Source organism: Streptomyces sp. NPDC050508, from assembly GCF_040655155.1.
In the GTDB taxonomy this organism is placed as follows: Bacteria; Actinomycetota; Actinomycetes; order Streptomycetales; family Streptomycetaceae; genus Streptomyces.
This window is the reverse complement of sequence record NZ_JBFAJJ010000032.1, coordinates 55,563-78,894: the sequence shown is the minus strand read 5'-3', so window position 1 is coordinate 78,894 and position 23,332 is coordinate 55,563. Positions and strand designations below refer to the sequence as shown.

The 23,332-nt window shown below is 68.9% G+C and carries 24 protein-coding genes and 1 pseudogene; 16 read left to right on the top strand and 9 right to left on the bottom strand.

Features of this window, described 5'->3' with window-relative positions:
• From AB0I69_RS46600 to truA, 3 genes are all read left to right on the top strand, one after another.
• Window positions 1–390 (top strand): DNA-directed RNA polymerase subunit alpha C-terminal domain-containing protein (locus AB0I69_RS46600; RefSeq protein WP_363101919.1); only part of this gene is annotated, 390 nt, incomplete at its 5' end.
• A 165-nt stretch (window positions 391–555) separates the two neighbouring features.
• Window positions 556–1,062, top strand: coding sequence for a 50S ribosomal protein L17 (gene rplQ / locus AB0I69_RS46595; RefSeq protein ID WP_363101918.1), 507 nt, complete (start codon window positions 556–558; stop codon window positions 1,060–1,062).
• Between the two features lie 71 nt (window positions 1,063–1,133).
• Window positions 1,134–1,979, top strand: coding sequence for a tRNA pseudouridine(38-40) synthase TruA (gene truA / locus AB0I69_RS46590; protein WP_363101917.1), 846 nt, complete (start codon window positions 1,134–1,136; stop codon window positions 1,977–1,979).
• Between the two features lie 34 nt (window positions 1,980–2,013).
• Here the strand turns inward: truA and AB0I69_RS46585 are convergent, their stop codons facing one another.
• Window positions 2,014–2,895 (bottom strand): hypothetical protein, encoded by an 882-nt coding sequence (locus AB0I69_RS46585; protein ID WP_363101916.1) that lies wholly within the window; start codon window positions 2,893–2,895, stop codon window positions 2,014–2,016.
• A gap of 348 nt (window positions 2,896–3,243) precedes the next feature.
• Here AB0I69_RS46585 and rplM point away from each other — a divergent pair, with 348 nt between their 5' ends.
• The 3 genes from rplM (at window position 3,244) to glmM (ending at window position 5,846) form a co-directional block, all read left to right on the top strand.
• Window positions 3,244–3,687: a 50S ribosomal protein L13 gene (gene rplM / locus AB0I69_RS46580; protein WP_013001400.1), complete on the top strand. Its 444-nt coding sequence runs from the start codon at window positions 3,244–3,246 to the stop codon at window positions 3,685–3,687.
• 45 nt (window positions 3,688–3,732) lie between these two features.
• Entirely contained in the window at window positions 3,733–4,260 is a 528-nt protein-coding gene (gene rpsI, locus AB0I69_RS46575) for a 30S ribosomal protein S9 (RefSeq protein ID WP_019055538.1), read from the top strand.
• 227 nt (window positions 4,261–4,487) lie between these two features.
• Window positions 4,488–5,846, top strand: coding sequence for a phosphoglucosamine mutase (gene glmM / locus AB0I69_RS46570; RefSeq protein WP_363101915.1), 1,359 nt, complete (start codon window positions 4,488–4,490; stop codon window positions 5,844–5,846).
• A 36-nt stretch (window positions 5,847–5,882) separates the two neighbouring features.
• Here the strand turns inward: glmM and AB0I69_RS46565 are convergent, their stop codons facing one another.
• From AB0I69_RS46565 to AB0I69_RS46550, 4 genes are all read right to left on the bottom strand, one after another.
• Window positions 5,883–6,827, bottom strand: a complete 945-nt coding sequence (locus tag AB0I69_RS46565) for a DUF389 domain-containing protein (protein WP_363101914.1) — start codon at window positions 6,825–6,827, stop codon at window positions 5,883–5,885.
• Window positions 6,828–6,874: 47 nt separating this feature from the next.
• Window positions 6,875–7,843 (bottom strand): type I pantothenate kinase, encoded by a 969-nt coding sequence (gene coaA / locus AB0I69_RS46560; RefSeq protein WP_363101913.1) that lies wholly within the window; start codon window positions 7,841–7,843, stop codon window positions 6,875–6,877.
• Window positions 7,844–8,103: 260 nt separating this feature from the next.
• The gene (locus AB0I69_RS46555; protein ID WP_363101912.1) at window positions 8,104–8,460 is read right to left on the bottom strand and encodes a hypothetical protein; all 357 of its coding nucleotides are present in this window, start codon (window positions 8,458–8,460) and stop codon (window positions 8,104–8,106) included.
• A gap of 2 nt (window positions 8,461–8,462) precedes the next feature.
• The gene (locus tag AB0I69_RS46550; RefSeq protein WP_363101911.1) at window positions 8,463–8,723 is read right to left on the bottom strand and encodes a hypothetical protein; all 261 of its coding nucleotides are present in this window, start codon (window positions 8,721–8,723) and stop codon (window positions 8,463–8,465) included.
• Between the two features lie 668 nt (window positions 8,724–9,391).
• On the opposite strand from AB0I69_RS46550, the gene glmS reads away from it, so the two are divergent.
• Window positions 9,392–11,239 carry a glutamine--fructose-6-phosphate transaminase (isomerizing) gene (gene glmS, locus AB0I69_RS46545; protein WP_363101910.1) on the top strand — a complete coding sequence of 616 codons (1,848 nt, stop codon included), beginning with the start codon at window positions 9,392–9,394 and terminating at the stop codon, window positions 11,237–11,239.
• A gap of 6 nt (window positions 11,240–11,245) precedes the next feature.
• On the opposite strand, the gene AB0I69_RS46540 is transcribed toward glmS, so the two are convergent.
• Window positions 11,246–11,683, bottom strand: a complete 438-nt coding sequence (locus tag AB0I69_RS46540) for a hypothetical protein (RefSeq protein WP_363101909.1) — start codon at window positions 11,681–11,683, stop codon at window positions 11,246–11,248.
• A gap of 58 nt (window positions 11,684–11,741) precedes the next feature.
• Between AB0I69_RS46540 and AB0I69_RS46535 the strand changes: the two genes are divergently transcribed.
• Window positions 11,742–12,704, top strand: a complete 963-nt coding sequence (locus AB0I69_RS46535; protein WP_363101908.1) for a CehA/McbA family metallohydrolase — start codon at window positions 11,742–11,744, stop codon at window positions 12,702–12,704.
• Window positions 12,705–12,752: 48 nt separating this feature from the next.
• Entirely contained in the window at window positions 12,753–13,259 is a 507-nt protein-coding gene (locus AB0I69_RS46530) for an NUDIX domain-containing protein (protein ID WP_363101907.1), read from the top strand.
• 53 nt (window positions 13,260–13,312) lie between these two features.
• On the opposite strand, the gene AB0I69_RS46525 is transcribed toward AB0I69_RS46530, so the two are convergent.
• The 3 genes and pseudogenes from AB0I69_RS46525 to AB0I69_RS46515 all read right to left on the bottom strand — a co-directional run bounded on the left by AB0I69_RS46525 (window position 13,313) and on the right by AB0I69_RS46515 (window position 15,943).
• Window positions 13,313–14,125 carry a DUF5995 family protein gene (locus AB0I69_RS46525; RefSeq protein WP_363101906.1) on the bottom strand — a complete coding sequence of 271 codons (813 nt, stop codon included), beginning with the start codon at window positions 14,123–14,125 and terminating at the stop codon, window positions 13,313–13,315.
• A gap of 105 nt (window positions 14,126–14,230) precedes the next feature.
• Window positions 14,231–14,967: pseudogene (locus tag AB0I69_RS46520) on the bottom strand (phosphotransferase).
• 91 nt (window positions 14,968–15,058) lie between these two features.
• The gene (locus AB0I69_RS46515; RefSeq protein ID WP_363101905.1) at window positions 15,059–15,943 is read right to left on the bottom strand and encodes an RNA polymerase sigma factor SigF; all 885 of its coding nucleotides are present in this window, start codon (window positions 15,941–15,943) and stop codon (window positions 15,059–15,061) included.
• A gap of 272 nt (window positions 15,944–16,215) precedes the next feature.
• Between AB0I69_RS46515 and AB0I69_RS46510 the strand changes: the two genes are divergently transcribed.
• The 7 genes from AB0I69_RS46510 to AB0I69_RS46480 all read left to right on the top strand — a co-directional run bounded on the left by AB0I69_RS46510 (window position 16,216) and on the right by AB0I69_RS46480 (window position 23,227).
• Entirely contained in the window at window positions 16,216–16,593 is a 378-nt protein-coding gene (locus AB0I69_RS46510; RefSeq protein WP_266769331.1) for an STAS domain-containing protein, read from the top strand.
• Between the two features lie 226 nt (window positions 16,594–16,819).
• Window positions 16,820–17,347 (top strand): ATP-binding protein, encoded by a 528-nt coding sequence (locus AB0I69_RS46505; RefSeq protein ID WP_363101904.1) that lies wholly within the window; start codon window positions 16,820–16,822, stop codon window positions 17,345–17,347.
• Between the two features lie 409 nt (window positions 17,348–17,756).
• Window positions 17,757–19,037: a serine--tRNA ligase gene (gene serS / locus AB0I69_RS46500; RefSeq protein ID WP_363101903.1), complete on the top strand. Its 1,281-nt coding sequence runs from the start codon at window positions 17,757–17,759 to the stop codon at window positions 19,035–19,037.
• Window positions 19,038–19,194: 157 nt separating this feature from the next.
• Complete coding sequence (locus tag AB0I69_RS46495; protein WP_363101902.1) at window positions 19,195–19,896, top strand: LPXTG cell wall anchor domain-containing protein; 702 nt, start codon at window positions 19,195–19,197, stop codon at window positions 19,894–19,896.
• 33 nt (window positions 19,897–19,929) lie between these two features.
• A complete protein-coding gene (locus AB0I69_RS46490; RefSeq protein ID WP_363101927.1) occupies window positions 19,930–20,775 on the top strand; it encodes a hypothetical protein in 846 nt (281 codons plus the stop codon).
• Entirely contained in the window at window positions 20,772–21,890 is a 1,119-nt protein-coding gene (locus AB0I69_RS46485) for a hypothetical protein (RefSeq protein WP_363101901.1), read from the top strand. The genes AB0I69_RS46490 and AB0I69_RS46485 overlap by 4 nt, the downstream gene beginning before the upstream one ends.
• Window positions 21,887–23,227 carry a hypothetical protein gene (locus AB0I69_RS46480; protein ID WP_363101900.1) on the top strand — a complete coding sequence of 447 codons (1,341 nt, stop codon included), beginning with the start codon at window positions 21,887–21,889 and terminating at the stop codon, window positions 23,225–23,227. The genes AB0I69_RS46485 and AB0I69_RS46480 overlap by 4 nt, the downstream gene beginning before the upstream one ends.
• The last annotated feature ends 105 nt before the right edge of the window (window positions 23,228–23,332 follow it).

The window sequence follows — 23,332 nt, the reverse complement described above, 5'->3', positions numbered from 1 at the left end:
GGTAAGACCCTGGTGGAGCTGTTCGGTCTCGCCCGCGAGCTGAACATCGACGCCGAGGGCATCGACATGGGCCCGTCCCCGACGGACGCCGCCCTGGCCGCCGACCTGGCGTTGCCGATCGAGGAGCTGGAACTCACGGTCCGCTCCTACAACTGCCTCAAGCGCGAGGGCATCCACTCCGTGGGTGAGCTCGTGGCTCGTTCCGAGGCCGACCTGCTGGACATTCGTAACTTCGGTGCGAAGTCCATCGACGAGGTCAAGGCGAAGCTGGCCGGCATGGGCCTGGCCCTGAAGGACAGCCCGCCCGGATTCGACCCGACGGCTGCGGCGGACGCGTTTGGCGCGGACGATGACGTGGACGCCGGTTTCGTGGAGACCGAGCAGTACTGATCGGTTTTCGGGTGCGGGAGCGCTGTGGCTGGTCGCGCAGTTCCCCGCGCCCCTTCCGAGCCTCGCCCCTTCGGGGCTTTGCTCGGATCTCCGACGGGTAATCGCCCGCTCGGACACTGACCTCGGTACCTGATACGGCCGGGGCAGACACTGAGGAGAAAGACCATGCCGAAGCCCACCAAGGGTGCCCGTCTGGGCGGCAGTGCCGCGCACGAGAAGCTGCTCATCGCGAACCTTGCGAAGAGCCTCTTCGAGCACGGCCGTATCACCACCACCGAGGCGAAGGCCCGCAAGCTGCGGCCGTACGCCGAGCGTCTGGTCACCAAGGCGAAGAAGGGCGACCTTCACAACCGCCGTCAGGTGCTCCAGGTGATCACGGACAAGAGCATCGTCCACACGCTCTTCACCGAGATCGGCCCGCGCTACGAGAACCGTCCCGGTGGCTACACCCGCATCACCAAGATCGGTAACCGTCGTGGCGACAACGCGCCCATGGCTGTCATCGAGCTGGTGGAGGCCCTGACCGTCGCGCAGGCTGCGACCGGTGAGGCCGAGGCCGCCACCAAGCGTGCGGCGAAGGATGCCGAGGCCGTTGTCGAGGCTCCGGTTGAGGTCGTCGAGGACGCGAAGCCGGCTGAGGTCGAGGCCGACGAAGAGTCCAAGGACGCGTAACACCGTTTTTGTGGCGGGTCCGTTCCTTTCGAGGGGCGGGCCCGCTTTTGTGTTCCTGAGAGGATCTCGGTGTGAGTGATGACGTAGCGGCTGGGTTTGTTCGTGTGCGGCTTGATCTTTCCTACGACGGGACCGAGTTCTCCGGGTGGGCCAAGCAGGCCGGGGGGCGGCGGACTGTGCAGGGCGAGGTCGAGGACGCGTTGCGGACGGTGACGCGGTCGGGGGAGGCGGCGTACGACCTGACCGTGGCCGGGCGGACCGATGCCGGGGTGCATGCTCGGGGGCAGGTGGCGCATGTCGATCTGCCGGGGGAGTTGTGGGCGGAGCACCGGGAGAAGCTGCTGAAGCGGCTTGCGGGGCGGTTGCCGAAGGATGTGCGGGTGTGGGGCGTGGCGGAGGCCCCGGAGGGCTTCAACGCGCGGTTCGCGGCTCTGTGGCGGCGCTACGTCTTCCGGGTCGGCGACCGGCCCGGGGGAGTGGACCCGTTGCTGCGGAACCATGTGCTGTGGCACGACTGGGAGTTGGACGTCGATGTGATGGACGCCGCCGCCAAGTCCCTTGTGGGGGAGCATGACTTCGCCGCTTATGCGAAGAAGCGCGAGGGCGCGTCGACCGTTCGGGAGATTCTTGACTTCGGAGTGACGCGGCGGGGAGATGGCGTCGTCGAGATCGAGGTTCGTGCCGACGCCTTCTGCCATAACCAAGTGCGGTCCATGGTGGGCGCGTTGCTGTTCGTCGGCGATGGGCACCGGGGCGCCGAGTGGCCGCGGAAGGTGCTGGACGCGGGGGTGCGGGACAGTGCCGTGCATGTCGTACGGCCGCATGGGCTGACCTTGGAGGAGGTCGGGTATCCGGCTGACGAGCTGCTGGCGGAGCGGCAGTTGCAGGCTCGGCGGGTACGGGGCGCTGTGCACTGAGGAGTTGGGCCCGCGGGCCCAACTCCCTTCCCTGCTACTGCTGGGCCGCCGCCGAAGCCTGCGTCTCGCCGCGGGCGTGGATCTGGTCGAAGGCGAACTTGGCGAGGTCGTCGCCGATCGTGAAGACCCCGGTGTCCTTCGTCGTCACGTCCTTGCCGCTGGTGAAACCGGCGACCGTGAAGTAGGCGTAGCGGCCGTAGGCGTTGGTCGTCGTACGGCAGATCGAGCCGTCGCAGAAGGCCTTGACGCCCTTGCCGGACAGTGACTTGACGGCGCTCTTGGTGTCCGCCTGGCCCTTGGCCTTCGTCGCCTGTGCCTCGGTGTCGAAGAGAGCCACACCGACCGTGACCGCGATGTTGCCCTTGACGTACGTGACGCGCATGACGCGCGTGCAGCCGTTCGCGGTGAGGACCTTGGGGAGGGTGCCCGAGGCGACCGAGGCGCACTTCGTGGTGTCGGCCGTCGGGCCCTTCTTGTACACCGTCGAGGCGACCGTCAGCTGGGTGCCCGGGAAGAGGGTCGCGGGGCTGAGCGGCGCGGTGTCCTTCGCCTTGCTGGAGATGAACTCCTTGGGGTCCAGCGGCGGGGGCGCGCTGGTCGGCGCGAAGGACGGCGTGATGTCGCCGGTGCCGCTCGGCAGGGACCCGCTCGCGGGCAGGTTCGTCGGCTTGCCGGACGCGCTGTTGTCGTCGTTCGCCGACATCACGGCCATGGCCACGGCCGTTCCGACGCCGATCGTCGCGAGCGCGCCGCCGACTATGAGCAGCAGTCTCTTGCGCCTGTTGCGCGTCTCCGCGGCGTCGGCGAGCGCGGCCCAGTCCGGGGACTCGTCGTCGACGTTGCCGCCCCACGGCTGCTGCGATTGCGGTTTCCAGGGATCCCACTGGGACTGGGGTCCCCCCTGCCCAAAGCTCATGGGTCGCATCTTAGACGGGGCAACGGGCGTACAGGTGCGCCTCAATGAGCCCTGGAGCAACAGACGTTGAGGCCGTCACGGTACGTGCCTGATCCCTCGCTGTGCGCTGCCGCCCCGGGCAGGTCTCACCCCGTTTTGACCCGTCCGGGGCGGCGCGGGTACTCTTACGGTTTGTTATGCGTATCGGCTTGGTCGTTCTCACGCGAGAGGCCCATACGTAGGTTCCCTGGAGCAGTTACCAGTGGGCGGCATACGGGCATCGTCCCCGGCCATTGTCGTCCCCAGCTGCACGATCGCTTCAGTGATGCCATGTGTCAGCACCCATCCACTGAAGAAGAAGGCTGCGAAGTGCGTACGTACAGCCCCAAGCCCGGCGATGTGACTCGCCAGTGGCACGTCATTGACGCCCAGGACATCGTCCTCGGCCGTCTGGCTACCACTGCCGCGAACCTCCTCCGTGGCAAGCACAAGCCGACCTATGCCCCGCACATGGACATGGGTGACTTCGTCATCATCATCAACGCCGACAAGGTTCACTTGTCCGGCAACAAGAAGACCCAGAAGCTGGCGTACCGCCACTCCGGTTACCCGGGTGGTCTGCGCTCCGTCCGCTACGACGAGCTGCTGGCGAAGAACCCCGAGAAGGCCGTCGAGAAGGCCATCAAGGGCATGATCCCCAAGAACACCCTGGGCCGTCAGATGATCAGCAAGCTGAAGGTCTACTCGGGCGACCAGCACCCGCACGCTGCCCAGCAGCCGGTGCCGTTCGAGATCACCCAGGTCGCGCAGTAGTTCCGGCCACACCCCCCTAAGACAGAAAAGAATCTGAGGAGAACCGTGGCCGAGACCACCGTTGAGCAGCCGGTCGAAGAGACCGAGACCGAGCTCGTCGACATCGAGAGCTACACCACCGAGTCCGACGTCCCCGTCGAGGGTGAGTACACGTCGGAGTCGCTCGCCGGCCGCTTCGGCGACCCGCAGCCGGCCGCCGGCCTGGGCCGCCGCAAGAACGCCATCGCGCGCGTTCGCATCGTGCCCGGCACCGGCAAGTGGAAGGTCAACGGGCGCACGCTTGAGGACTACTTCCCGAACAAGGTCCACCAGCAGGAAGTCAACGAGCCCTTCAAGGTGCTCGAACTCGACGGCCGCTACGACGTCATCGCCCGCATCTCGGGTGGCGGCGTCTCCGGTCAGGCCGGTGCCCTGCGCCTCGGCGTGGCCCGCGCGCTGAACGAGGCCGACGTGGACAACAACCGCGCCGCCCTCAAGAAGGCCGGTTACCTCCGTCGCGACGACCGTGCGGTCGAGCGCAAGAAGGCCGGTCTCAAGAAGGCCCGCAAGGCCCCGCAGTACAGCAAGCGCTAAATCGCGCCTGCTGTCTGTACTCCGAACGCCCCGGCGGCACGCCACTCGTGCCGTCGGGGCGTTCGTTTATCACAGTCGGGGGCGTATAACGGCACAAGACGCTCAAAGGCTTGTGTGATCGGATGAACAGGCATCCTATGCCTGGAACGCAGGACTTCAGCTTTCGCAGGACCTCAGCTGTGCAGGGCCTCGGCCTTGCGGAACTTTCGCCTTCCTCAGGAGGACAAGTGGGACGACTCTTCGGCACGGACGGCGTGCGCGGTGTCGCCAACGCGGATCTGACGGCCGAGATGGCCCTCGGCCTCTCCGTCGCGGCGGCGCACGTACTGGCCGAGGCGGGCACCTTCGAAGGCCACCGGGCTACGGCCGTGGTCGGACGGGACCCGCGCGCGTCCGGGGAGTTCCTGGAGGCCGCCGTGGTCGCGGGACTGGCCAGCGCCGGCGTGGACGTACTGCTCGTCGGTGTGCTGCCCACCCCCGCGGTGGCGTATCTCACCGGCGTGCTGGGCGCCGACCTCGGCGTGATGCTCTCCGCGAGCCACAACGCCATGCCGGACAACGGCGTGAAGTTCCTCGCCCGCGGCGGGCACAAGCTCGACGACGAGCTGGAGGACCGGATCGAGAAGGTCTACGACGAGCACCGCACCGGCGCCCCCTGGGACCGCCCGACCGGCTCGGGCGTCGGCCGGGTCCGGCACTACAACGAAGGCTTCGACCAGTACGTCGCCCACCTCATCGGCGTGCTCCCGAACCGGCTCGACGGGCTGAAGATCGTCCTCGACGAGGCGCACGGCGCCGCCGCCCGGGTCTCCCCGGAGGCCTTCTCGCGGGCGGGCGCCGAGATCATCACCATCGGTACGGACCCCGACGGCCTCAACATCAACGACGGCTGCGGCTCCACGCACCTGGGTCTGCTGCAGGCCGCGGTCGTCGCGCACGGCGCCGACTTCGGCATCGCGCACGACGGTGACGCCGACCGCTGCCTGGCCGTGGACCACACCGGTGAAGAGGTCGACGGGGACCAGATCATGGCCGTGATCGCGCTGGCGATGCGGGAGCGTTCCGCACTGCGCTCCGACACCGTCGTCGCGACCGTCATGTCGAACCTCGGCTTCAAACTGGCCATGGAGCGCGAGGGCCTGACGCTCGTCCAGACCGCGGTCGGCGACCGCTACGTCCTGGAGGAGATGAAGGAGCACGGCTACGCGCTGGGCGGCGAGCAGTCCGGGCACGTGATCATCCTGGACCACGCGACCACCGGCGACGGCACGCTGACCGGCCTGATGCTGGCGGCACGGGTCGCCGACACCGGCCGTACGCTCAAGGACCTCGCGTCCGTGATGACGCGGCTGCCGCAGGTCCTCATCAATGTGCCCGACGTGGACCGTACGAGGGTCGGCACCTCCGCCGACCTCGCGGCGGCCGTCGCCGAGGCGGAGCGCGAACTCGGCTCCACCGGGCGGGTGTTGCTGCGTCCGTCCGGTACCGAGCCGCTGGTACGGGTGATGGTGGAGGCCGCCGACATCGACCAGGCGCGGTCGGTGGCGGGGCGGTTGGCGGATGCCGTGAAGTCGGCGCTGGGTTAAGTGAGTTGAACCGGTGGCCGTGAAGTCGGCGGCCGGTCAGGTGAGTTGAGCGGTGGTGCGCTCGCGCTGCCAGGCCCAGAAGGTCTTTTGTGCCAGCAGCGTGAGTGTGCCCGCCACGACGATCCCGCCGAGGTTGGCGAGCAACTGCCAAGTGGAGCCCCACGTCTGGGAGTAGTCGCCGTAGCTGAAGGCCACGGCGGCGTTCGCGGCGGCCGGGACGGTCGTCACCGAGATCGCCACGCCGATCAGGGCACCGGACTTGGCGGATGTGAGGGACAGGGTGCCCGCGATACCGGCCAGGAAGGCCACGACGAAGGACATCCAGTCCGGCTTCCAGATGAAGGCGGTGTTGGGGCGCGGGGCCTCCACCATGGACTTCTCGAAGAGCCCGAGGGCGTCCAGCAGCCAACTGAAGCCCACCGTAAGGACCATGGCCGCCGCGAACCCGGCGAGCAGCGCCCACAGCGACCGCCAGACCAGTTGGGGTGCCTTCCGCACCAACGCCGTCGAGATTCCCGCGAGCGGGCCGAACTCCGGTCCCACGGCCATCGCGCCCACGATCAGGATCGCGTTGTCCAGCATCACACCGCAGGCTGCGAGCATCGTGGCCACGGCCAGGAACGCGACGTACGTGACGGTGAGGGTGGACTCCTCGTGCGTCGCGTCGGCGAGGTGCTCCCACAGCACCGCGTCCGCGCCTTCGCCGGGCGCGTCGTCCTCGGCCTGATCGGCCCGGTCCGACAGCGACAGGTCGATGTTCTCGACGGCGATGGAACCGGTCCGGTCGAGCTCCAACTCCCGTAGCGCGCCGATGAGTTCGTCACCGGCCTCGCGGGCGACGTCGCACATGACGACGTCGCCGGTCGGGTTGCGGGCGGCGCCGGGGAGGACCACGAGATGTGCGGTGCCGACGGTCGTCTCGATGAGCCGGACCACGTCGTCGGTCCGGTCGGCGGGGGTGATGAGGCGCAGGTGCAGCATGACGCCTTTCTAACAGGCGGCACGTGTGGGGTTGTACGTCGCCGGGGCTACAGCTTGCGCAGGCTGAGCCGTCGCACCTTGTGGTCGGTGCCCTTGCGGATGACGAGGGTGGCGCGGCCTCGGGTGGGGGCGATGTTCTCCACCAGGTTGGGCTTGTTGATGGTGCGCCAGAGGGTGCGGGCGTAGTCGACGGCCTCGTCCTCGGAGACCTGGGTGTACTTGCGGAAGTACGAGTCCGGGTTCTGGAACGCGGTCGCGCGCAGCTTGCGGAACCGGTTCAGATACCAGCGCTCGATGTCCTCGGCGCTCGCGTCGACGTACACACTGAAGTCGAAGTAGTCGGCGAGACCGACACGGGTACGGCCGTCCTTGCCGGGGAGCGCGGGCTGCAGCACGTTCAGCCCCTCGACGATCAGGATGTCGGGCCGGCGGACCGTGAGGCGCTGGTCCGGGATGATGTCGTAGATCAGGTGGGAGTAGACGGGTGCGGTGACCTCGTCCTTGCCCGCCTTGATGTCGGCGACGAAGCGGGTGAGCGCGCGGCGGTCGTACGACTCGGGGAAGCCCTTGCGCGACATGAGCCCGCGCGCTTCGAGTTCGCGGGTGGGGAGCAGGAACCCGTCGGTGGTGACCAGCTCGACGCGGGGGTGCTCGGGCCAGCGGGAGAGCAGCGCCTGGAGGAGCCGGGCGACGGTCGACTTGCCGACGGCCACGGAGCCGGCGACTCCTATGACGAACGGGGTGCCGGACTGGGAGCCCTGTTCGCCCAGGAAGGTGTTCAGGGCGCCTCTGAGGGCGTCCGTGGCGCCGACGTAGAGATTGAGGAGTCTGGACAGCGGGAGGTAGATGTCACGCACCTCGTCGAGGTCGATGACATCGCCCAGGCCGCGCAGCTTCTCGACTTCCTCGGCGGTGAGCGGCAGCGGCGTCTTGTCGCGCAGCGCGCTCCACTCGGCTCGGGTGAGGTCGACGTAGGGAGTCGCCTCCGGCTTGTGCCGGTGGGCGCTCCGGGGCATCGGGGAGACCGGAGAGATCACAGTCCATTGTTAACGGAGTTTGAACGGGGTGGTGGGTGGGGTGCGTCACGTGGCCGTCTCAGCCCGGTTCAGCTCATCCTGCCGAGGAGCACGTCCCCAGCGTGTTCGGTCCGGTAGACGCCGAGGACTTCAGGGGATGCGCGGGTGAAGGCGTACTCGGACCCGGGTGTTCCGCGTCGTTGCCCTCCGACATGGGCAGGGCCCGCACTCTGTGTGCGGGCCCTGCCTCGGTGTTGTCGTTACGGTCGCAGTGCCGCGTTCTCGACGGCCTTCGCCAAGCCGTCGGCCACGGCGCGGGCGTTCTCGCGGAAGAAGCCGATCCTGATGTGGAAGGCCTCCTCCGACGCGAACATGTTGCACACCGAGAGGAGTACGGCGTGAACGATGTGGAGTTCCTCCACGGTGTACGTCCGTTCCCCCTCGGCGAGGGAGCCGGCCAGGATCGTCAGACGGTCCCGATCCCACCCTGTACGGATCTCAGGAGAGGGATGTCCTGCGACGTACTCGAAAGCCGAGCGCAGCAGGTCCCGCTGGGCTCCGGGGAACCGGACGGCGAAGCCCGGCTCCGCCCGCTGTACGAAGGGGCTGGTTCTCACTCTCAGCTCCCTGGCTTCTGCAGGATGTACCTGCCCTCGTCGATGAGTTCCTTGAAGCGCTTGGCGTCGTACTGGTAGGCGTGGATCATGTAGGAGTTCTCCACGACCAGGGCGCCGAGGGACCCATCGTAATCAACCGTCGCACCCGACTTCGTGTCCTTGTAGGCGAGCTTGCCGCTTTTCTCGCTGAGGTACTTCGCGAGTTTCTCCAGGTCGTGGCCATGTAGGTGCCGCCGAGTCGCAGGACGTCGGTCATCAGGCACTGGTCCTGCCGCAGTTGCTCGGCGCCGTTGTCGTCGTACCAGGGGTAGCTGTCACTCGCGGCGGCGGCGTTCTGCCCGCCGGTGGGGACGACCGGACCTGAGCCGGCGGCTATGCCGGCGAGGAGCGCGGTGGCGAGGACGGGTGGGAGGAGCCGGGTGAGGGTCGTGGCGAAGCGTTTCGACTTCGGTGGTCTCAGTGCTCTCGGCGGTCGGTCGGGTCTGAGGCGCATGCGGGTACCCCTGTCGGGGGGAAGGCGGCGCGCGTCCACTCCGGTGGGCGCGCGCGTGCGGCAGTGCGGCATGGCGACGTGATCCCCCGTGGCGCGGCGACGCTGTTCCCCCGGTCGCTGGCGTGAACTGAACGCTTATGGCTTGGTCAAGAGCCGGTCAAGCGCGCGCCACTGTAAGCAGGCGATAAGTGCTTTGGGCAAGGCCCTTCCGTCTCGCTCGGGCGCGATGGCGCGAAGTCACCCATGCCCGTGACCGGTGGCGCGCCCCACGGAAACCCGTCGCTCCAAGGGGAATCCTGTGTTTCTTTTGTGGTTGAACCGTGAGGCTCGCGAGCGTGTGGCGGCCGGAGTTGGCCCGTTCTCGATCATGGCCGTAATTTCCGAAATCGGGCACGAAGTGCCGTGTTCGGGCGGCCTCCGGCGCCTAGGCTGCGGCGCATGTGCGGAATCGTGGGATACGTGGGGTCGCAGTCGGCGCTTGATGTGGTGATGGCCGGGCTGAAGCGGCTGGAGTACCGGGGGTACGACTCGTCGGGTGTCGCCGTGCTCGCGGACGGCGGGCTGGCGGCGGCCAAGAAGGCCGGGAAACTCGTCAACCTGGAGAAGGAACTGGTCGACCGCCCGCTGCCGGCGGGCTCGACCGGCATCGGGCACACCCGCTGGGCCACGCACGGCGGCCCGACGGACGCCAACGCCCACCCGCACCTCGACAACGCGGGGCGCGTGGCCGTCGTCCACAACGGCATCATCGAGAACTTCGCCTGTCTGCGGGCCGAGTTGGCGGAACGCGGGCACGATCTCGCCTCCGACACGGACACCGAGGTGGTCGCGCATCTGCTGGCCGAGGAGTACTCGGCGTGCGCGGACCTCGCGGAGGCGATGCGGCAGGTGTGCCGACGCCTGGAGGGCGCGTTCACGCTGGTCGCGGTGCACGCGGACGAGCCGGATGTGGTGGTGGGCGCGCGGCGTAATTCGCCGCTCGTCGTCGGGGTGGGCGAGGGCGAGGCGTTCCTCGCCTCCGACGTCGCCGCGTTCATCGCCCACACCCGGTCGGCGATCGAACTGGGCCAGGACCAGGTCGTCGAGCTGCGCCGGGACGGGGTGACCGTCACCGGCTTCGACGGCGCTCCGGCCGAGGTCCGCTCGTTCCACGTCGACTGGGACGCCTCCGCCGCGGAGAAGGGCGGCTACGACTACTTCATGCTCAAGGAGATCGCCGAGCAGCCGAAGGCGGTCGCCGACACGTTGCTGGGGCGGATCGACGCGGACGGACTGCTGAAGCTGGACGAGGTCAGGATCCCGGTCCATGAACTGCGCGAGGTCGACAAGGTCGTCATCGTCGCCTGCGGTACGGCCTTCCACGCCGGGCTGATCGCCAAGTACGCCATCGAGCACTGGACGCGGATCCCGTGCGAGGTGGAGCTCGCGAGCGAGTTCCGGTACCGGGATCCGATCCTGGGCGCACGGTCTCTGGTCATCGCCATCTCCCAGTCCGGCGAGACGATGGACACGCTGATGGCGCTGCGGCACGCGAGGGAGCAGGGCTCGAAGGTGCTGGCCATCTGCAACACCAACGGGTCGACGATTCCCCGTGAGTCGGACGCGGTGCTGTACACGCACGCCGGGCCCGAGGTCGCCGTAGCGTCGACGAAGGCGTTTCTGACGCAGTTGGTGGCGTGTTATCTGGTCGCGCTGTACCTCGGTCAGGTGCGGGGCACGAAGTGGGGGGATGAGATTCAGGCCGTCATCCGGGATCTGTCGCAGATCGCCGGCGAGGTCGAGCGGGTGCTGGAAACCATGGAGCCGGTACGGGAGTTGGCGCGGTCGGTGGCCGCCAAGAACACCGTGCTGTTCCTCGGGCGGCACGTCGGCTATCCGGTCGCTCTCGAAGGTGCCCTGAAACTCAAGGAGTTGGCGTACATGCACGCCGAGGGGTTCGCGGCGGGGGAGTTGAAGCACGGGCCCATCGCTTTGATCGAGGAGGGTATGCCGGTCGTCGTCGTGGTTCCCTCGCCGCGTGGTCGTTCCGTCCTCCACGACAAGATCGTGTCCAACATCCAGGAGATCCGGGCGCGGGGTGCGATGACGATCGTGATCGCGGAGGAGGGGGACGAGACGGTCGTACCGTACGCGGATCACCTGATCCGGATCCCGGTCACCCCGACGTTGCTGCAACCGCTGGTGGCCACGGTGCCGTTGCAGGTGTTCGCCTGTGAGCTGGCGACGGCTCGGGGGAACGAGGTGGATCAGCCCCGGAACCTGGCGAAGTCGGTGACGGTGGAGTGAGCGGCTTCAGTCAACTGCCAATGCGTCGGCGAGACTTACGGCGGGGCAGCCCAGCATTCCGGTCAGTACGCGACGTTGACGCTGCGTCAGGTGGCCCACGAAGACGGCCGCGTCGGTGTTGGTTCGCTCGCAGAGCACGGCCGCTTCGCGCACCTTCCCGTAGGTGAGAAGAGTCCGTGACGAATAGGGCAGGGCCATCTTCTCGGCACCGCCGTCCGAGACACCGCGCCGCTGCACGATCCGGCCCACGACTCGCGCACCGCGCGCCCCCAACTCCTGCGCCGCCGCGTCCATCAGCGTGCCGAAATCCTTCTGCTTGCCGGAGAAATAGCCGACGATCACGACATCGGCCCCGTCGATCGTCAAGGCCGGGGCCTGGTGTCGGGTCGGCACCGTTCCGGCGCGACGAGCGGGACGTCGGTCGCGCCTTCGGGTCTGGTGCATGGCTTCCACATTAGGTGCGCGCCTTCTACGGGGAGAGCGGGGAGGGTGGGGATAGCGAGTGGCCGATCGCGAAGGTGGCTGGTACCGAGGCGACTGTCACGTGCACTCGGTGTGCTCGAACGGCGGTGAGCTGACGCCGGAGCGGCTTGCTGCCGAGGCCCGTGCGGTGGGGCTGGATTTTCTCGCGGCCACCGAGCACAACAACGCGGACACGCACGGCACTTGGGGTCTCTGCGCGGGTGACGATCTGCTGGTGGTGCTGGGGCAGGAGGTCACCACCCGTACCGGGCACTGGCTTGCGCTGGGGGTTCGGCCCGGGCAGGTGGTCGACTGGCGGTACGGCGTGCGGGACGAGGTGGTCGACCGGCAGCTCGGCGAGGTCCATCGCGGTGGTGGGTTGTGTGTGGTGGCTCATCCGCACGCGCCGTACGACTCGGGCACGTTCCTGTATCCGTACCGGGGGTTCGACGTGGTGGAGGTCTGGAACGGGCCCTGGAGCTCGGATCTGCCCTGGCAGGCCGACAACGAGGCGGCGTTGGCGGAGTGGGGGCGGGGTCTTGGCGCGGACGTCCGGAGTGGGTGGCGGCCGGCGATGGGGAACAGTGACACCCACCTGTCGGGCCAGATCGGTGTTCCGCACACCGTCGTGCGGGCGGCGGAGTTGAGTACGGATGCGGTGCTCGCCGGGATTCGTGCCGGGCGGAGTTGGATCGCCGGATCTGCTGCCGTCGAGTTGGCGTTCACGGTGTCCGCCGGTGCTGCTGGGTGGGCGGGGATCGGTGAGGGGTTGGCGGCCGGGGGTGAGCCGGTCGTGGCTCGGGTGGGTGTGCGGGGGGTGCCTTCAGGGGTGGTCAGTTTTCACACCGAGCTGGGGAAGGTCCACGTTGCTTCGCTGTCTGCTGCGGGAGAGGGCGAGGTGGAGTGGCGTACCCATGCGGCGGAGTCGGCGTTCGTCCGGGTTGAGGTACGGCATCCCGGCGGGAGCATGGCGGCTCTGACCAATCCGGTCGTCCTGCTCTGAACGCAGGTCGGAGGCTGTCTCAAGCCACCGGGGATAGGGTCGGCCCCCATGGCGTTGAAGAGGCGATGGACATCCCGCGTTCTTCTGGTTGATGAGCTCGGTCGGCTGCTTCTGCTGTGCGGGCGAGATCCACGCAGGCCGGGAGCCGGATGGTGGTTCACCGTCGGGGGCGGAGTGGAAGACGGTGAGGACTACCTTCAGGCAGCAGTGCGGGAGGTGTGGGAAGAGACGGCACTGACTCTGCCTGTACAGAGGCTGAGTCCCGTCGTCTGGACCCGACAGGCGGTCTTCACCGTCGACGGCCAGGGCTTCGACCAGTACGAGGAGTACCGTCTGGCCCGCATCACCTCTGACGAGGCGAGCGCGATCAAGATCGACACAGAAGAAGCCCGGTACGGACATCACTGGTGGACGATCGACGAACTCGCCACCACGTCGGAGACGGTCCGTCCCAAGAAGATGGCTTCCCTCCTCGCCGATGTGCTGACAACCGGCACACTTCACCGAGGTCCTCTGGACCTGGGGCACGTCAATGAGGACACCGATCCCGATTGAAATCCGGTACATCTGGCTCGGGTTCCTGAAGCAGAGGGTCGGACCGCCGAGCCTCACCCCGTCGTCGCCCGCCCGGCGGAGGTCCGCTCCATCGCCCCGTCCAGATGCGCAATGACCGCCGCCACGTCACCGCTCTCCGTACCCCGGATCAGCTCCAGGGCCGGCCGGACGAGAAGGCCGGGGCGGGCAATCAACCGGGCGAGTACGGCGGCCCGGACGTCGAGGCGGTCGATGGTGGTCTCGCGTTCCGCTTCCGTCTGGTCGGCCAGCAGGACCGCGTTGTACCAGGCCTCCTGGCGGGACTGGACGATGCTGAAGTCGAGGATCTGCTCGTCGGTGCGGCCTCCGACCTTGTCCAGCAGGGACAGGAGTGGGGACAGGGCGCCGACCGAGTCCTCCAGTACCAGGACCACCCGCGCGAGGATGTCGTTGATCAGCAGGTAGTCGTGCTGCAGCGCGTGGATGTCCGCGCCGGGGCCTGTCAGTGCGGCGGCGACGGCCAGGTCGAGGTTGATGTGCGCGTTCACGCCGAGGATCAGGTGCTGGACGATGACGGTGTCGGCGTCGTCGAGCAGCCCGAACGTCTCGCGCCAGCAGCGCGGCCCGGTGCGGTCGCGGCGCCAGGCGTCGTACGCGGCGAAGTAGCGGTTGCCGAAGAGCGTGTCGAAACGGTCCATCCGGGGGCCGTCCTCGAACTGCCCGGCGTGGATGGCCTTACGGATCTCGACGGTCACCTGCCGGTACAGCGCCGCGAAGTAGCCGACCCGGTCGCCGGTGCGGGTCGCCTCCCGCACAATCCGCGCGAGCCCGTCGATGACGTCGTCGATGTTCTGTGCCTGTGCCTGTGCCTGTGCCTGTGCCGCCATGCCCAACTCCCGTTCCGCAGTGGCTTGTTCGGCCCGCGCCCCGGCCGCTGTCCGCAGTGCCGGTCCCCGTCCTACCACCGTGCTCCGGGAGTTGAGCCCGTTTTCTCAACCTCCCGTCGACGTCGGGTACTTGGTGAGGCGTCGTAGCGAGGCATGGGCCGATGGGCCCCAGGTGGACTTGCCTCCGGGGCGGCCGTGGTCGCCGGCGTGGCCGATGTGGATGCCGGAAAGGGCGCGCAGCAGCGCACAGCCTCGGGCGCGGCGCAGGGTCGCGGCGTCGGGGGCCGGCCGGTAGGCCTCGTGGAACAGGTCAGCGGCGCCGTCCGGCAGCAGGATCCAGGCGGCGGCGAGGTCGTAGGCGGGGTCACCGGCGCAGAGGTCGCCGAAGTCGATCACGCCGGAGAAAGTGCCGTTCGTAGTAAGGACGTTGGCCGGATGGAGGTCGGCGTGGAGCCAGAGTGCCGGGCCCGCCTACTCGGGTGCGGCCACGGCGTCCGGGTCGGCGATCAGGCCCAGTTCGGTGGCCGAGGCGAGCCCTCGCGTGAAGCCTTCGGCGTGGTCGGCCAGCGGGCCACCGCGGTCAGGAAGGCCGCCAGCGCTACGGCCGACTCCTCGGCGCGTGTCGCGGGGGCGCGGTCGGCGGGCTCACCCGGTACCCGGGTGGTGACGAGCCAGGGCCGCGGGAACCGTTCGGAGGGCTCACCGAGGTGCTGCGGGACCGGGACCGGCAGCGGAAGGTGCGGGGCGAGACCGGGCAGCCAGGCGTGTTCCTTGCGCGGCAGCGCGTCCGCGGACCGGGTCGCCCACGGCAGGCGGACGGCGAGATCGTCGCCGAGCTTCAACGGCCTGAGCGCGGCGCACGCACACGCGCGCCGCGCTCAGCACAGGCAGGGGGGACGACTCCCGGAGGGGCCGGTCGGCGGAGGACCGGGACTACTCCTCGACCGTAAGTCCCTTCCGCAGCCGCACCAGTGTGCGCGACAGCAGCCGCGACACGTGCATCTGCGAGATGCCCAGTTCGTCGCCGATCTCCGACTGCGTCATGTTCGCCACGAAGCGCAGGGCGAGGATCTGCCGGTCCCGGGACGGGAGTTCGGCGATCAGCGGCTTCAACGACTCGACGTACTCGATGCCTTCGAGCCCGTGGTCCTCGTAGCCGATGCGGTCCGCGAGCGCGCCCTCGGAGTCGTCCTCCTCGGGCTGGGCGTCAAGTGAGCTGGCCGTGTAGGCGTTTGACGCCGCCATGCCCTCGACGACCTCGTCCTTCGAGATCTTCAGGCGCTCCGCCAACTCGCCCACGGTGGGGGCGCGGTCGAGTTGCTGGGCCAGTTCGTCGCCGGCCTTGGCCAGGTCGAGCCGGAGTTCCTGCAGTCGGCGCGGGACGCGCACGGACCACGAGGTGTCACGGAAGAAGCGCTTGATCTCACCGACGATGGTGGGCATCGCGAAGGTGGGGAACTCGACGCCGCGGCTGAGTTCGAAGCGGTCGATCGCCTTGATCAGGCCGATGGTGCCGACCTGGATGATGTCCTCCATCGGCTCGCTGCGCGAGCGGAAGCGGGAGGCGGCGAACTTGACCAGCGCCAGGTTGAGTTCGACGAGCGTGTTGCGGACGTACGAGTATTCGTACGTGCCTTCTTCGAGCGATTCCAGCCGCTCGAAGAGGGTCTTGGAGAGCGCCCGTGCGTCTACGGCGCCGACCTCGTCGTACGGGGGGATCTCGGGAAGTCCCTCGATGATGGGATTGGGATCCAGTTGTGCCGGTGGGGGTGTCGACGTCGCTTTCGGGGTAGGCGATGCGTCGAGCCGGGGTGACATGGCGTCCTCCATCGTTCTCGGCATATGGCTGCCGAAGCCGGTGCGTGCACTGCGGAGTGCGGCGCCTCCAAAGCCGGTCGTGTCGGTCGGTCGTATCGAATGTCGAAATACTTGTCTCTACTAGCCCTACCCGTTTTCCGGAGCCCGCCGCAAGTGCACTGCGCACCCATATGTCCCTTTATGGGCGGTTGTTCGGGTGTTGGAGAGTGTGAGGAAGGCGTAGTGTTCCAAGGCGAACGTCAACAGCCACGACCTCGGGAGAGAGAGACGGCATGGACCGCGGGACGGTCGGCAGCGCACAGTCTGGCCGGCTTCTGGTCGAGGTGCGGAAACAGGGCCTCAGCGCCGTAGTGACACCGGCAGGTGAGTTGGATCACCACACCGCCGATCTGTTGCGCGAACCGCTGGAGGACCTGCTCGCCCATGGGTACGCACGGCTCGTCGTGGACTGCTCACGGCTGGAGTTCTGTGACTCCACGGGCCTGAACGTACTGCTCGGCGCGCGCCTGAAGGCCGAAGCCGCAGGTGGCGGAGTGCATCTCGCGGGGATGATGCCCGCGGTGGCGCGCGTGTTCGAGATCACAGGGGCGGATGCGGTCTTCACCGTCCACGACACCCTTGGGGCCGCCCTCGCCGACGAGTCCGGCTGAGCCCCGCCCGCCCCTGCGTGACCGGCGGTTTCCCCGTGCCTCGTCTTCCGTGCCGAGTAAGGGGTGTTTTGCCGGTTCGCTCGGGCAGGAGAACATCTGAACCTGTCGAGACCCGGAGCGACGAAATCGCTCCTGATCCACGTACTGACTCTTGAACACGTACCGACCCTTGAACACGTACCGACTCTTGAATCGTGAACCGGTGAATCGGTGAGGTGAAGCGCTGATGAGCACCACCCGGCCCTACCCGCCGGGCGACCGCCCGGAGTCCGGTGGCGCTGCGGAGGCGCCCGCCGGAGGCGCTTCCGCGCCGTCCGTCGGGGACGACGCCGAACCGGCCGCGGGCCGGGACACCCGCAGGCTCAGCTTCGCGGGCGAGAGCGGAGTCGTACCGCTGGCCCGTGACTTCGCCCGCCAGGCGCTGTACGCCTGGGGCTGGCTGCCCGCCGAGGGTGCCGAACGGCGCGCCGCGGCCGAGGACGTGCTCCTCGTCGTCTCCGAGCTGGTCACCAACGCCTGCCTGCACGCCGAAGGCCCGGACGAGATGTGGATCACCTGCGACAACAAGGTGATCCGCGTCGAGGTCTCCGACCGCGGCACGGGCCAGCCCGCTCCCAGAACCCCGCATCGCGCGGGCCGCCCCGGCGGCCACGGCATGTTCATCGTGCAGCGGCTGTGTCTGGACTGGGGGGTCGTCCGCACCCCGGGGGTCACGGGCAAGACGGTATGGGCGGAGCTGGGCGCGCCCGCCTAGCCCGCCACCCCATGGGGCCGTCATCCCGCGGGGCTGAGAAATTCGTTTCCCCGCCCCCCGACCCGGCCCTACGCTCGTCCCCAACGCGCTGACGGAGACAAGTACCCCGGGTCCCGCGAGCCGAGAGAGCCGCCGTCGCTGTGAAGGCGGCCTCGCATCCCGGGCGAATCCACTCCCGAGTGCGGGGAGGAACGGCCCGTTGTCGTGACGGGCCCCATGCCCCGCCGGCCGGCCCCCGTCACCGGGCCAGAACGAGACCGTTCTACGGCTGCACGCGACCGTTTCCACGGCCGTACGAGCCTGTGACCGGTGAAGGCGTGGTGGCACCGCGAGCACCCTCTCGCCCACGCCCCGAGGGATCACCCCCGGGGCGATTCTGTGCCCCGGCCGACCGGACGGAGCACGCACGATGCTCGACGTCACCCTCATCCGACAGCAGCCCGAGCAGGTCCGCGAGGCACTGCGCAAGCGCGCCGTGGACGCCGACCTCCCGGCCTTCCTCGCCCTGGACGCCCGCTTCCGCGAGACCCGTACGACCGTGGAACGGCTGCGCGGCGAGCGCAAACGGATCTCGGCGGAGATCGCGGCCCACCGCAGGACGGGCACCGCCGCTGACGACGACGACCTCCAGGCCACCGCCACGGCCCTGGCCGACCAGGTCACCGAAGCCGAGGCCGAACTCGCCCAACTCGCCCGCGAACACCAGCAGTTCCTCGACGCCCTGCCCAACCTCCCCGACGAGGACGTGATCGCGGGCGGCAAGGAGAACAACGAGGTCGTACGCACCGTAGGAGCCCCGCGCCCCGACCTCGCTCCCCGCGACCATGTCCAACTCGCCCAGGATCTCGGCCTCGTGGACTACCGACGCGGCGCCGCCCTCGCCGGCAGCGGCCACTGGATCTACCGGGGCGACGGCGCCGCACTGGAGTGGGCCCTGCTCAACCACTTCCTCGACAGCCACCGCCGGGCGGGCTACGAGTTCGTGCTGCCGCCGCATCTCCTCACCTACGAAGCCGGCTATACGGCGGGCCAGTTCCCGAAGTTCGCCGACGAGGTCTTCGCGGTGGAGGAGGGCGAGGGCGGGCGCCCGGAGCGGTTCCTGCTGCCCACCGCCGAGACCGCGTTGGTCAACCTGTACCGCGGGGAGACCCTCGACGAGGCCGAACTGCCGCGCAAGTACGTGGCGTACACGCCCTGTTACCGCAAGGAGAGCGGCAGCCACCGCACCGCCGACCGGGGCACCCTGCGCGGCCACCAGTTCAACAAGGTCGAGCTGTTCCAGTTCGCGCGGCCCGCCGACTCGGACACCGCCCAGCTCGAACTGCTCGCCCGCGCCGAGGAGTTGGTCGCCGGCCTCGGGCTGCACTACCGGGTCACCAAGCTCGCCGCCGGGGACACCAGCCCCGCCCAGGCGAAGACGTACGACGTGGAGGTGTGGCTGCCGAGCCTCGGTGCGTACACGGAGGTCAGCTCGGTGTCGAACGCCCGCGAGTACCAGGCCCGGCGCGGCGGCATCCGCTACAGCCCGGAGGGCGGCGGCAAGACGGCGTACGTGCACACACTCAACGCCTCGGGTCTGGCAACCAGCCGTCTCCTCCCCGCGATCCTCGAACAGCACCAACGACCCGACGGCACGGTCGTGGTGCCCGAGGTGCTGCGCCGCTGGGGCCTGCCCGACCTGCTCGCCTGACGCCCACCTCGGGTTACCTCCGGTCACCCCGTCCACTCGGCCACCTTTTCGCGCACGCCGGATCGTCACAACTCCGGCGTGCGCCTTGTCTTCCCTCCTCACGACCCCGGGCGTACCTTGACGGCCGATCTGATGTGCCGTCAGGAATGAGGGGACCGTGTCGTACCAGAAACGAACCGCAGCGCTCGCGTCCGTCGCGGCCCTGGCCGGCTCGGCGGTATTCATGGCCGCCCCCGCAGCCGAGGCCTCCGTCGTCAACGTCAACTACAAGTGCCAGACGCCCATCGGCGTCAAGACCGCCGTCTCGCCGATCGACATCAAGGGCGTCAAGAGCGGCAGCGGCTACAAGCTCACCATGTCCTGGCAGAAGGGCGTCTCCTCCAGCCCCGTCGAACTCGGCAAGGGCGCCATGAGCCCGAGCGCCACCATCAAACTGGGCGGCGCCGACAGCGGCACCGTCTCGGTTTCGGGCCCCGCCAACCAAGCCGCGATCCCCGCCAACACCCCCATCAAAATCAACGACTTGACAGGCACGTACACCCCGAAGGCGACCGGCAAGGTCACGTTCACGGCGGCCGTCCTCACCATCAAGGCCCTCGGTACGACGACGACGTGCACCCCCACCAACAGCCCCGGCCCGTCCCTCACGCTGGACGTCACGTCGGCGAGCGGTTCGTCGGGATCCAGCGGCTCGACCGGCAGCGACACCGGCACCGACTCCGGCGGCACGCTCCCGAAGACCGGCCCCGACGACTCGGTCATCGCCCTCGGCACGCTCGGCGGCACGGTGCTGCTCACGGGCGCCGCGGGCACCCTGTGGCTGACCCGGCGCAACCAGACGGCCCGCGCCCGCCGCTGACAGCCCCCCGCAAGCCCGCTGGAGCCGCCCATGCTGTCGTCGACCGCCCGCGTCCTGTGCCTGTCCCTCCTCGCCCTCCTGACGGCCGCACCGGCCGCAACGGCCGCCGAGGGATGGACCGTCGCGCCCGCGGGCGGCGAACGCCCGACGTTCTACGCCGAGGGCGAGCCCGGCACACCCCTCCAGGACACGGTGTCCGTGACCAACCCCACCACCCGCCCGGTCACCGTACGACTGCACGCCACGGGCGTCCCGATCACCTTCGCCGACACGGGAGTCCGGGTCCCCGCCCGCACCCGCGCCGACATCCCGTTCACCGTGAACGTCCCGGCGACCACCGCCCCCGGCGACCACACCGCCACGATCGTGGCGCGGGACGCGAAGGGCCGGGAAGCAACGGTACGACTCCAACTCCACGTGTCCGGACCGACGTTGTCAGCACTGACCGTCGAACACGTGGCGGTCCACGGCGACCGCATCACGTACGAACTGGTCAACCGCGGCACCACACCCCTCACCCCGAAACTCGCCATCCGCGCCACCGGCGTCTTCGGCACCCTCCTGGACCGCACCCCACGCACCCTCCCCGTCCGACTTCGGCCCGGCCAACGCCTCGCGTTGAGCGAACCCTGGCCCGACCGCCCCGCCCTGGACGCGGTGGACGTACGCCTCACGGTCACGGCGACGGGCGGCGCCCACGACACGGCGGACGTGTCGACACGGTTCGTGCCGTGGGGAGCGGTGGCGGGAGCCGGTGCCGTACTGGCGACCGGCGCCGCGCTGCTTCTCGTACGACGTCGACGGCATCGCACGTCTGAAGGCGACGAAGCAGCCGAACACCCGTGCACGCAGACCGAGTTGACGGGAGCGGTGACGTGAGCGGCAAGGTGCGGATTCCGGCGCTGGTGGCGGTACTCGCGCTGCTCCTGCTGCCCTTGGCGGGGGCGACGCCTGCCGCGGCGGCGGGCGGGCCGAGTGTGAAGCTCTCCAAGTCGCAGGCGGGAACGGGCGGTTCGATCACCGTCTCCGGCAGCGGCTGGCGGGCGCACGCCCTGCTCATGGTGCTGATCTGCGGGCAGGCGACACCCGCGCGCGGGGTGATCGGCGGGACCAACTCCTGTGCGAACGCGGACGGCAGGGCCGTCACCACGGACGCCAAGGGCGTTTTCAGCAAGAAGCTGCCGGTCTCCGAACCACCGGTGCCATGCCCGTGCGTAGTGCATGTGGCGACGGTGACCGGGGCGAGCGCGTCCGCGGACACCGTCTTCCAGGTGGCCGGACACGCGGTCGAACCCCTGCCCACGGAACCGTCCGCCGGACGCCTGTCGGTCCTGTCCGACACCCGGCTGGACGGATCGAGCGGGCTGCTGACCTGGTTCGGGGCGCCGCCGTCCCGCACGCTGGTCTTCACCGTCGGCAACGCCGGCTCGTCCGCCGTCAAGAACCCCGTCTTCCAAGTAGGCACCTCCCACGGGGTGTTCGCGCCGCAATGGGACGACCAGCAGTTCAGCGGCACGATCGCGCCCGGCGGAAAGGCGGAGGTCAAACTCCCGGTCGAACTGTCGGCCGGGGCGCACGGCGACTACAACGTCTCGCTGAAATACGGCGGACGAGTGCTCGCCGACCAGCCGTGGGGCGTGGGCCGTCCGTGGGGCGTGACCCTGTTCTGGATCCTGCTCTGCGTGGTCGTACCGGCAGCGGTGTTCCGCGTCGGAATGGCAGTGGTGGACCGCATACGGCCACGCAGGGCGGGCCGCAGCACGGGCCCACCCCGACACCGGGGCCTTCGCATGCCCACCCAACTCACCCTGCGCATAACCAAGTTCGGCCAAGCGACCGCCGCTTCCCGGGAAGCAGCCGCAGCCGCCCCCACGACCTCGACCCTGCCGTGGTTCACCCCGGACTCCGATCCGGGCACGGCCGGTCGGCTCTCCGCACCGCACGACGACAGTCCGACGAGTCCGACGACTCCCACCAGGAAGGGACTTACGTGAGCAAGCGAAGGAGAGTCACACCGGCCGGCGGAGGCGGTGTACGGAGAGCGGGCGCGGCCACGTTCGCGCTGGTACTCGGCGGTGCGGGCCTCGCACTCGGCCTGACCGCCGGGACCGCACAGGCCGCCGAGGTGTCCTACGCCACCCACTGCGTGCCGCCCGCCGGCATAGACCCGGTCGACGGCACCACCAAGGTCGAGATCACCGCGCCGGCCACGGCGAAGGTCGGCGACACGGTCGACATCGTCTGGAAGTTCACACAAGCCGCGTCCAAGAACCCCAACATCATCGACCTGCCGGCCAACTCGGTCCAGCCGTCCGGGACTTTGAAGGCCAAAGGCGCGCAGACCGCCGACATCGCGATGCTGGGCCCGCGCGAGAACCCGGCGATCCCCAAGGGCGCGGCCATGAAGCTGTCCGACATGAAGGGCACGTTGAAGCTGACGACGGCGGGGTCGGTGACGCTGACACCGGACGCGTACACGGTCAACGCGTTCTCGACGGACACGAAGTGCACACCAACGGCGACGGTCTCGCCCTCAGCGACGATCAACGTGACGGCGGGGGACGGCAGTTCATCGAGCACGTCCCCCACTCCATCGGACTCGACGTCGACCTCCGCGTCGGCATCGGCATCGGAATCCGCCTCGGAGTCAGCATCGCCCAGTGACTCGACATCGGCATCGACATCGGCATCCGCGTCGGCGAGCGCCAGCGACGGCACCGGAACCGGTCAGACGGACTTCACCGGCAAGGAGGTCTCCGTCCCGTACGCGTGCAAGACGCCGATCGGTGACAAGAACGCGACCTCGCCCGTGCAGATCAACGCCACGAAGGACGGCGGGAGTTACGACCTCGCCGTGAAGTTCAACGGGTCGGTGATGGACAGCCCGGCCGACATCCCGGCGGACTCCGTGAAACCGTCGATGGAGGTGGTCCTGGGCGGCGCCGACAAGGGCACGGTCCACGTCGAGGGCCCGACGAACTCCTCCGCCATCAAGTCCGGCGACCCCATCGAGATCCCGGACCTGACAGGCACGTACAAGCCGGGCGCGAGCGGTACGTCGACGCTGTCACCCGGCGTCCTGACCGTCAAAGCCCTTGGTACGACCACGACTTGTACGCCCACGAAGTCGGAGGTCTCGCTGACCCTCGACACCACCGAGCAGGCGAGCGGCGCGTCCGGCGGTACGTCGACGTCGACCTCGGGAGGCTTGGCGGAGACGGGTTACGACAGCCACGGCGGGCTGAAGGCGCTGGGCCTGGTGTCCGGTACGGCGATCCTGTTGGGCGTGGCGGTGTTCACGTTCATGCCGGGGCGGAGGCGGCTGCGGTAGACAAGTGCTGGTTGGCCGCCCGCTTCTTTGCCAGTGTCGGGATTGCGCGAGCCGAGTAAAGGGCGCTCCCTGCGGTCGCGTCGCCTGCGGCGATGCCCCTTCGGG

Coding starts and splice junctions, on each gene's coding strand:
- rplQ (WP_363101918.1), top strand. CDS start 556: ATGCCGAAGCCCACCAAGGGTGCCCGTCTGGGCGGCAGTGCCGCGCAC.
- AB0I69_RS46585 (WP_363101916.1), bottom strand. CDS start 2,895: ATGAGCTTTGGGCAGGGGGGACCCCAGTCCCAGTGGGATCCCTGGAAA.
- AB0I69_RS46565 (WP_363101914.1), bottom strand. CDS start 6,827: ATGCTGCACCTGCGCCTCATCACCCCCGCCGACCGGACCGACGACGTG.
- coaA (WP_363101913.1), bottom strand. CDS start 7,843: ATGCCCCGGAGCGCCCACCGGCACAAGCCGGAGGCGACTCCCTACGTC.
- glmS (WP_363101910.1), top strand. CDS start 9,392: ATGTGCGGAATCGTGGGATACGTGGGGTCGCAGTCGGCGCTTGATGTG.
- AB0I69_RS46540 (WP_363101909.1), bottom strand. CDS start 11,683: ATGCACCAGACCCGAAGGCGCGACCGACGTCCCGCTCGTCGCGCCGGA.
- AB0I69_RS46530 (WP_363101907.1), top strand. CDS start 12,753: ATGGCGTTGAAGAGGCGATGGACATCCCGCGTTCTTCTGGTTGATGAG.
- AB0I69_RS46525 (WP_363101906.1), bottom strand. CDS start 14,125: ATGGCGGCACAGGCACAGGCACAGGCACAGGCACAGAACATCGACGAC.
- AB0I69_RS46515 (WP_363101905.1), bottom strand. CDS start 15,943: ATGTCACCCCGGCTCGACGCATCGCCTACCCCGAAAGCGACGTCGACA.
- AB0I69_RS46510 (WP_266769331.1), top strand. CDS start 16,216: ATGGACCGCGGGACGGTCGGCAGCGCACAGTCTGGCCGGCTTCTGGTC.
- AB0I69_RS46505 (WP_363101904.1), top strand. CDS start 16,820: ATGAGCACCACCCGGCCCTACCCGCCGGGCGACCGCCCGGAGTCCGGT.
- serS (WP_363101903.1), top strand. CDS start 17,757: ATGCTCGACGTCACCCTCATCCGACAGCAGCCCGAGCAGGTCCGCGAG.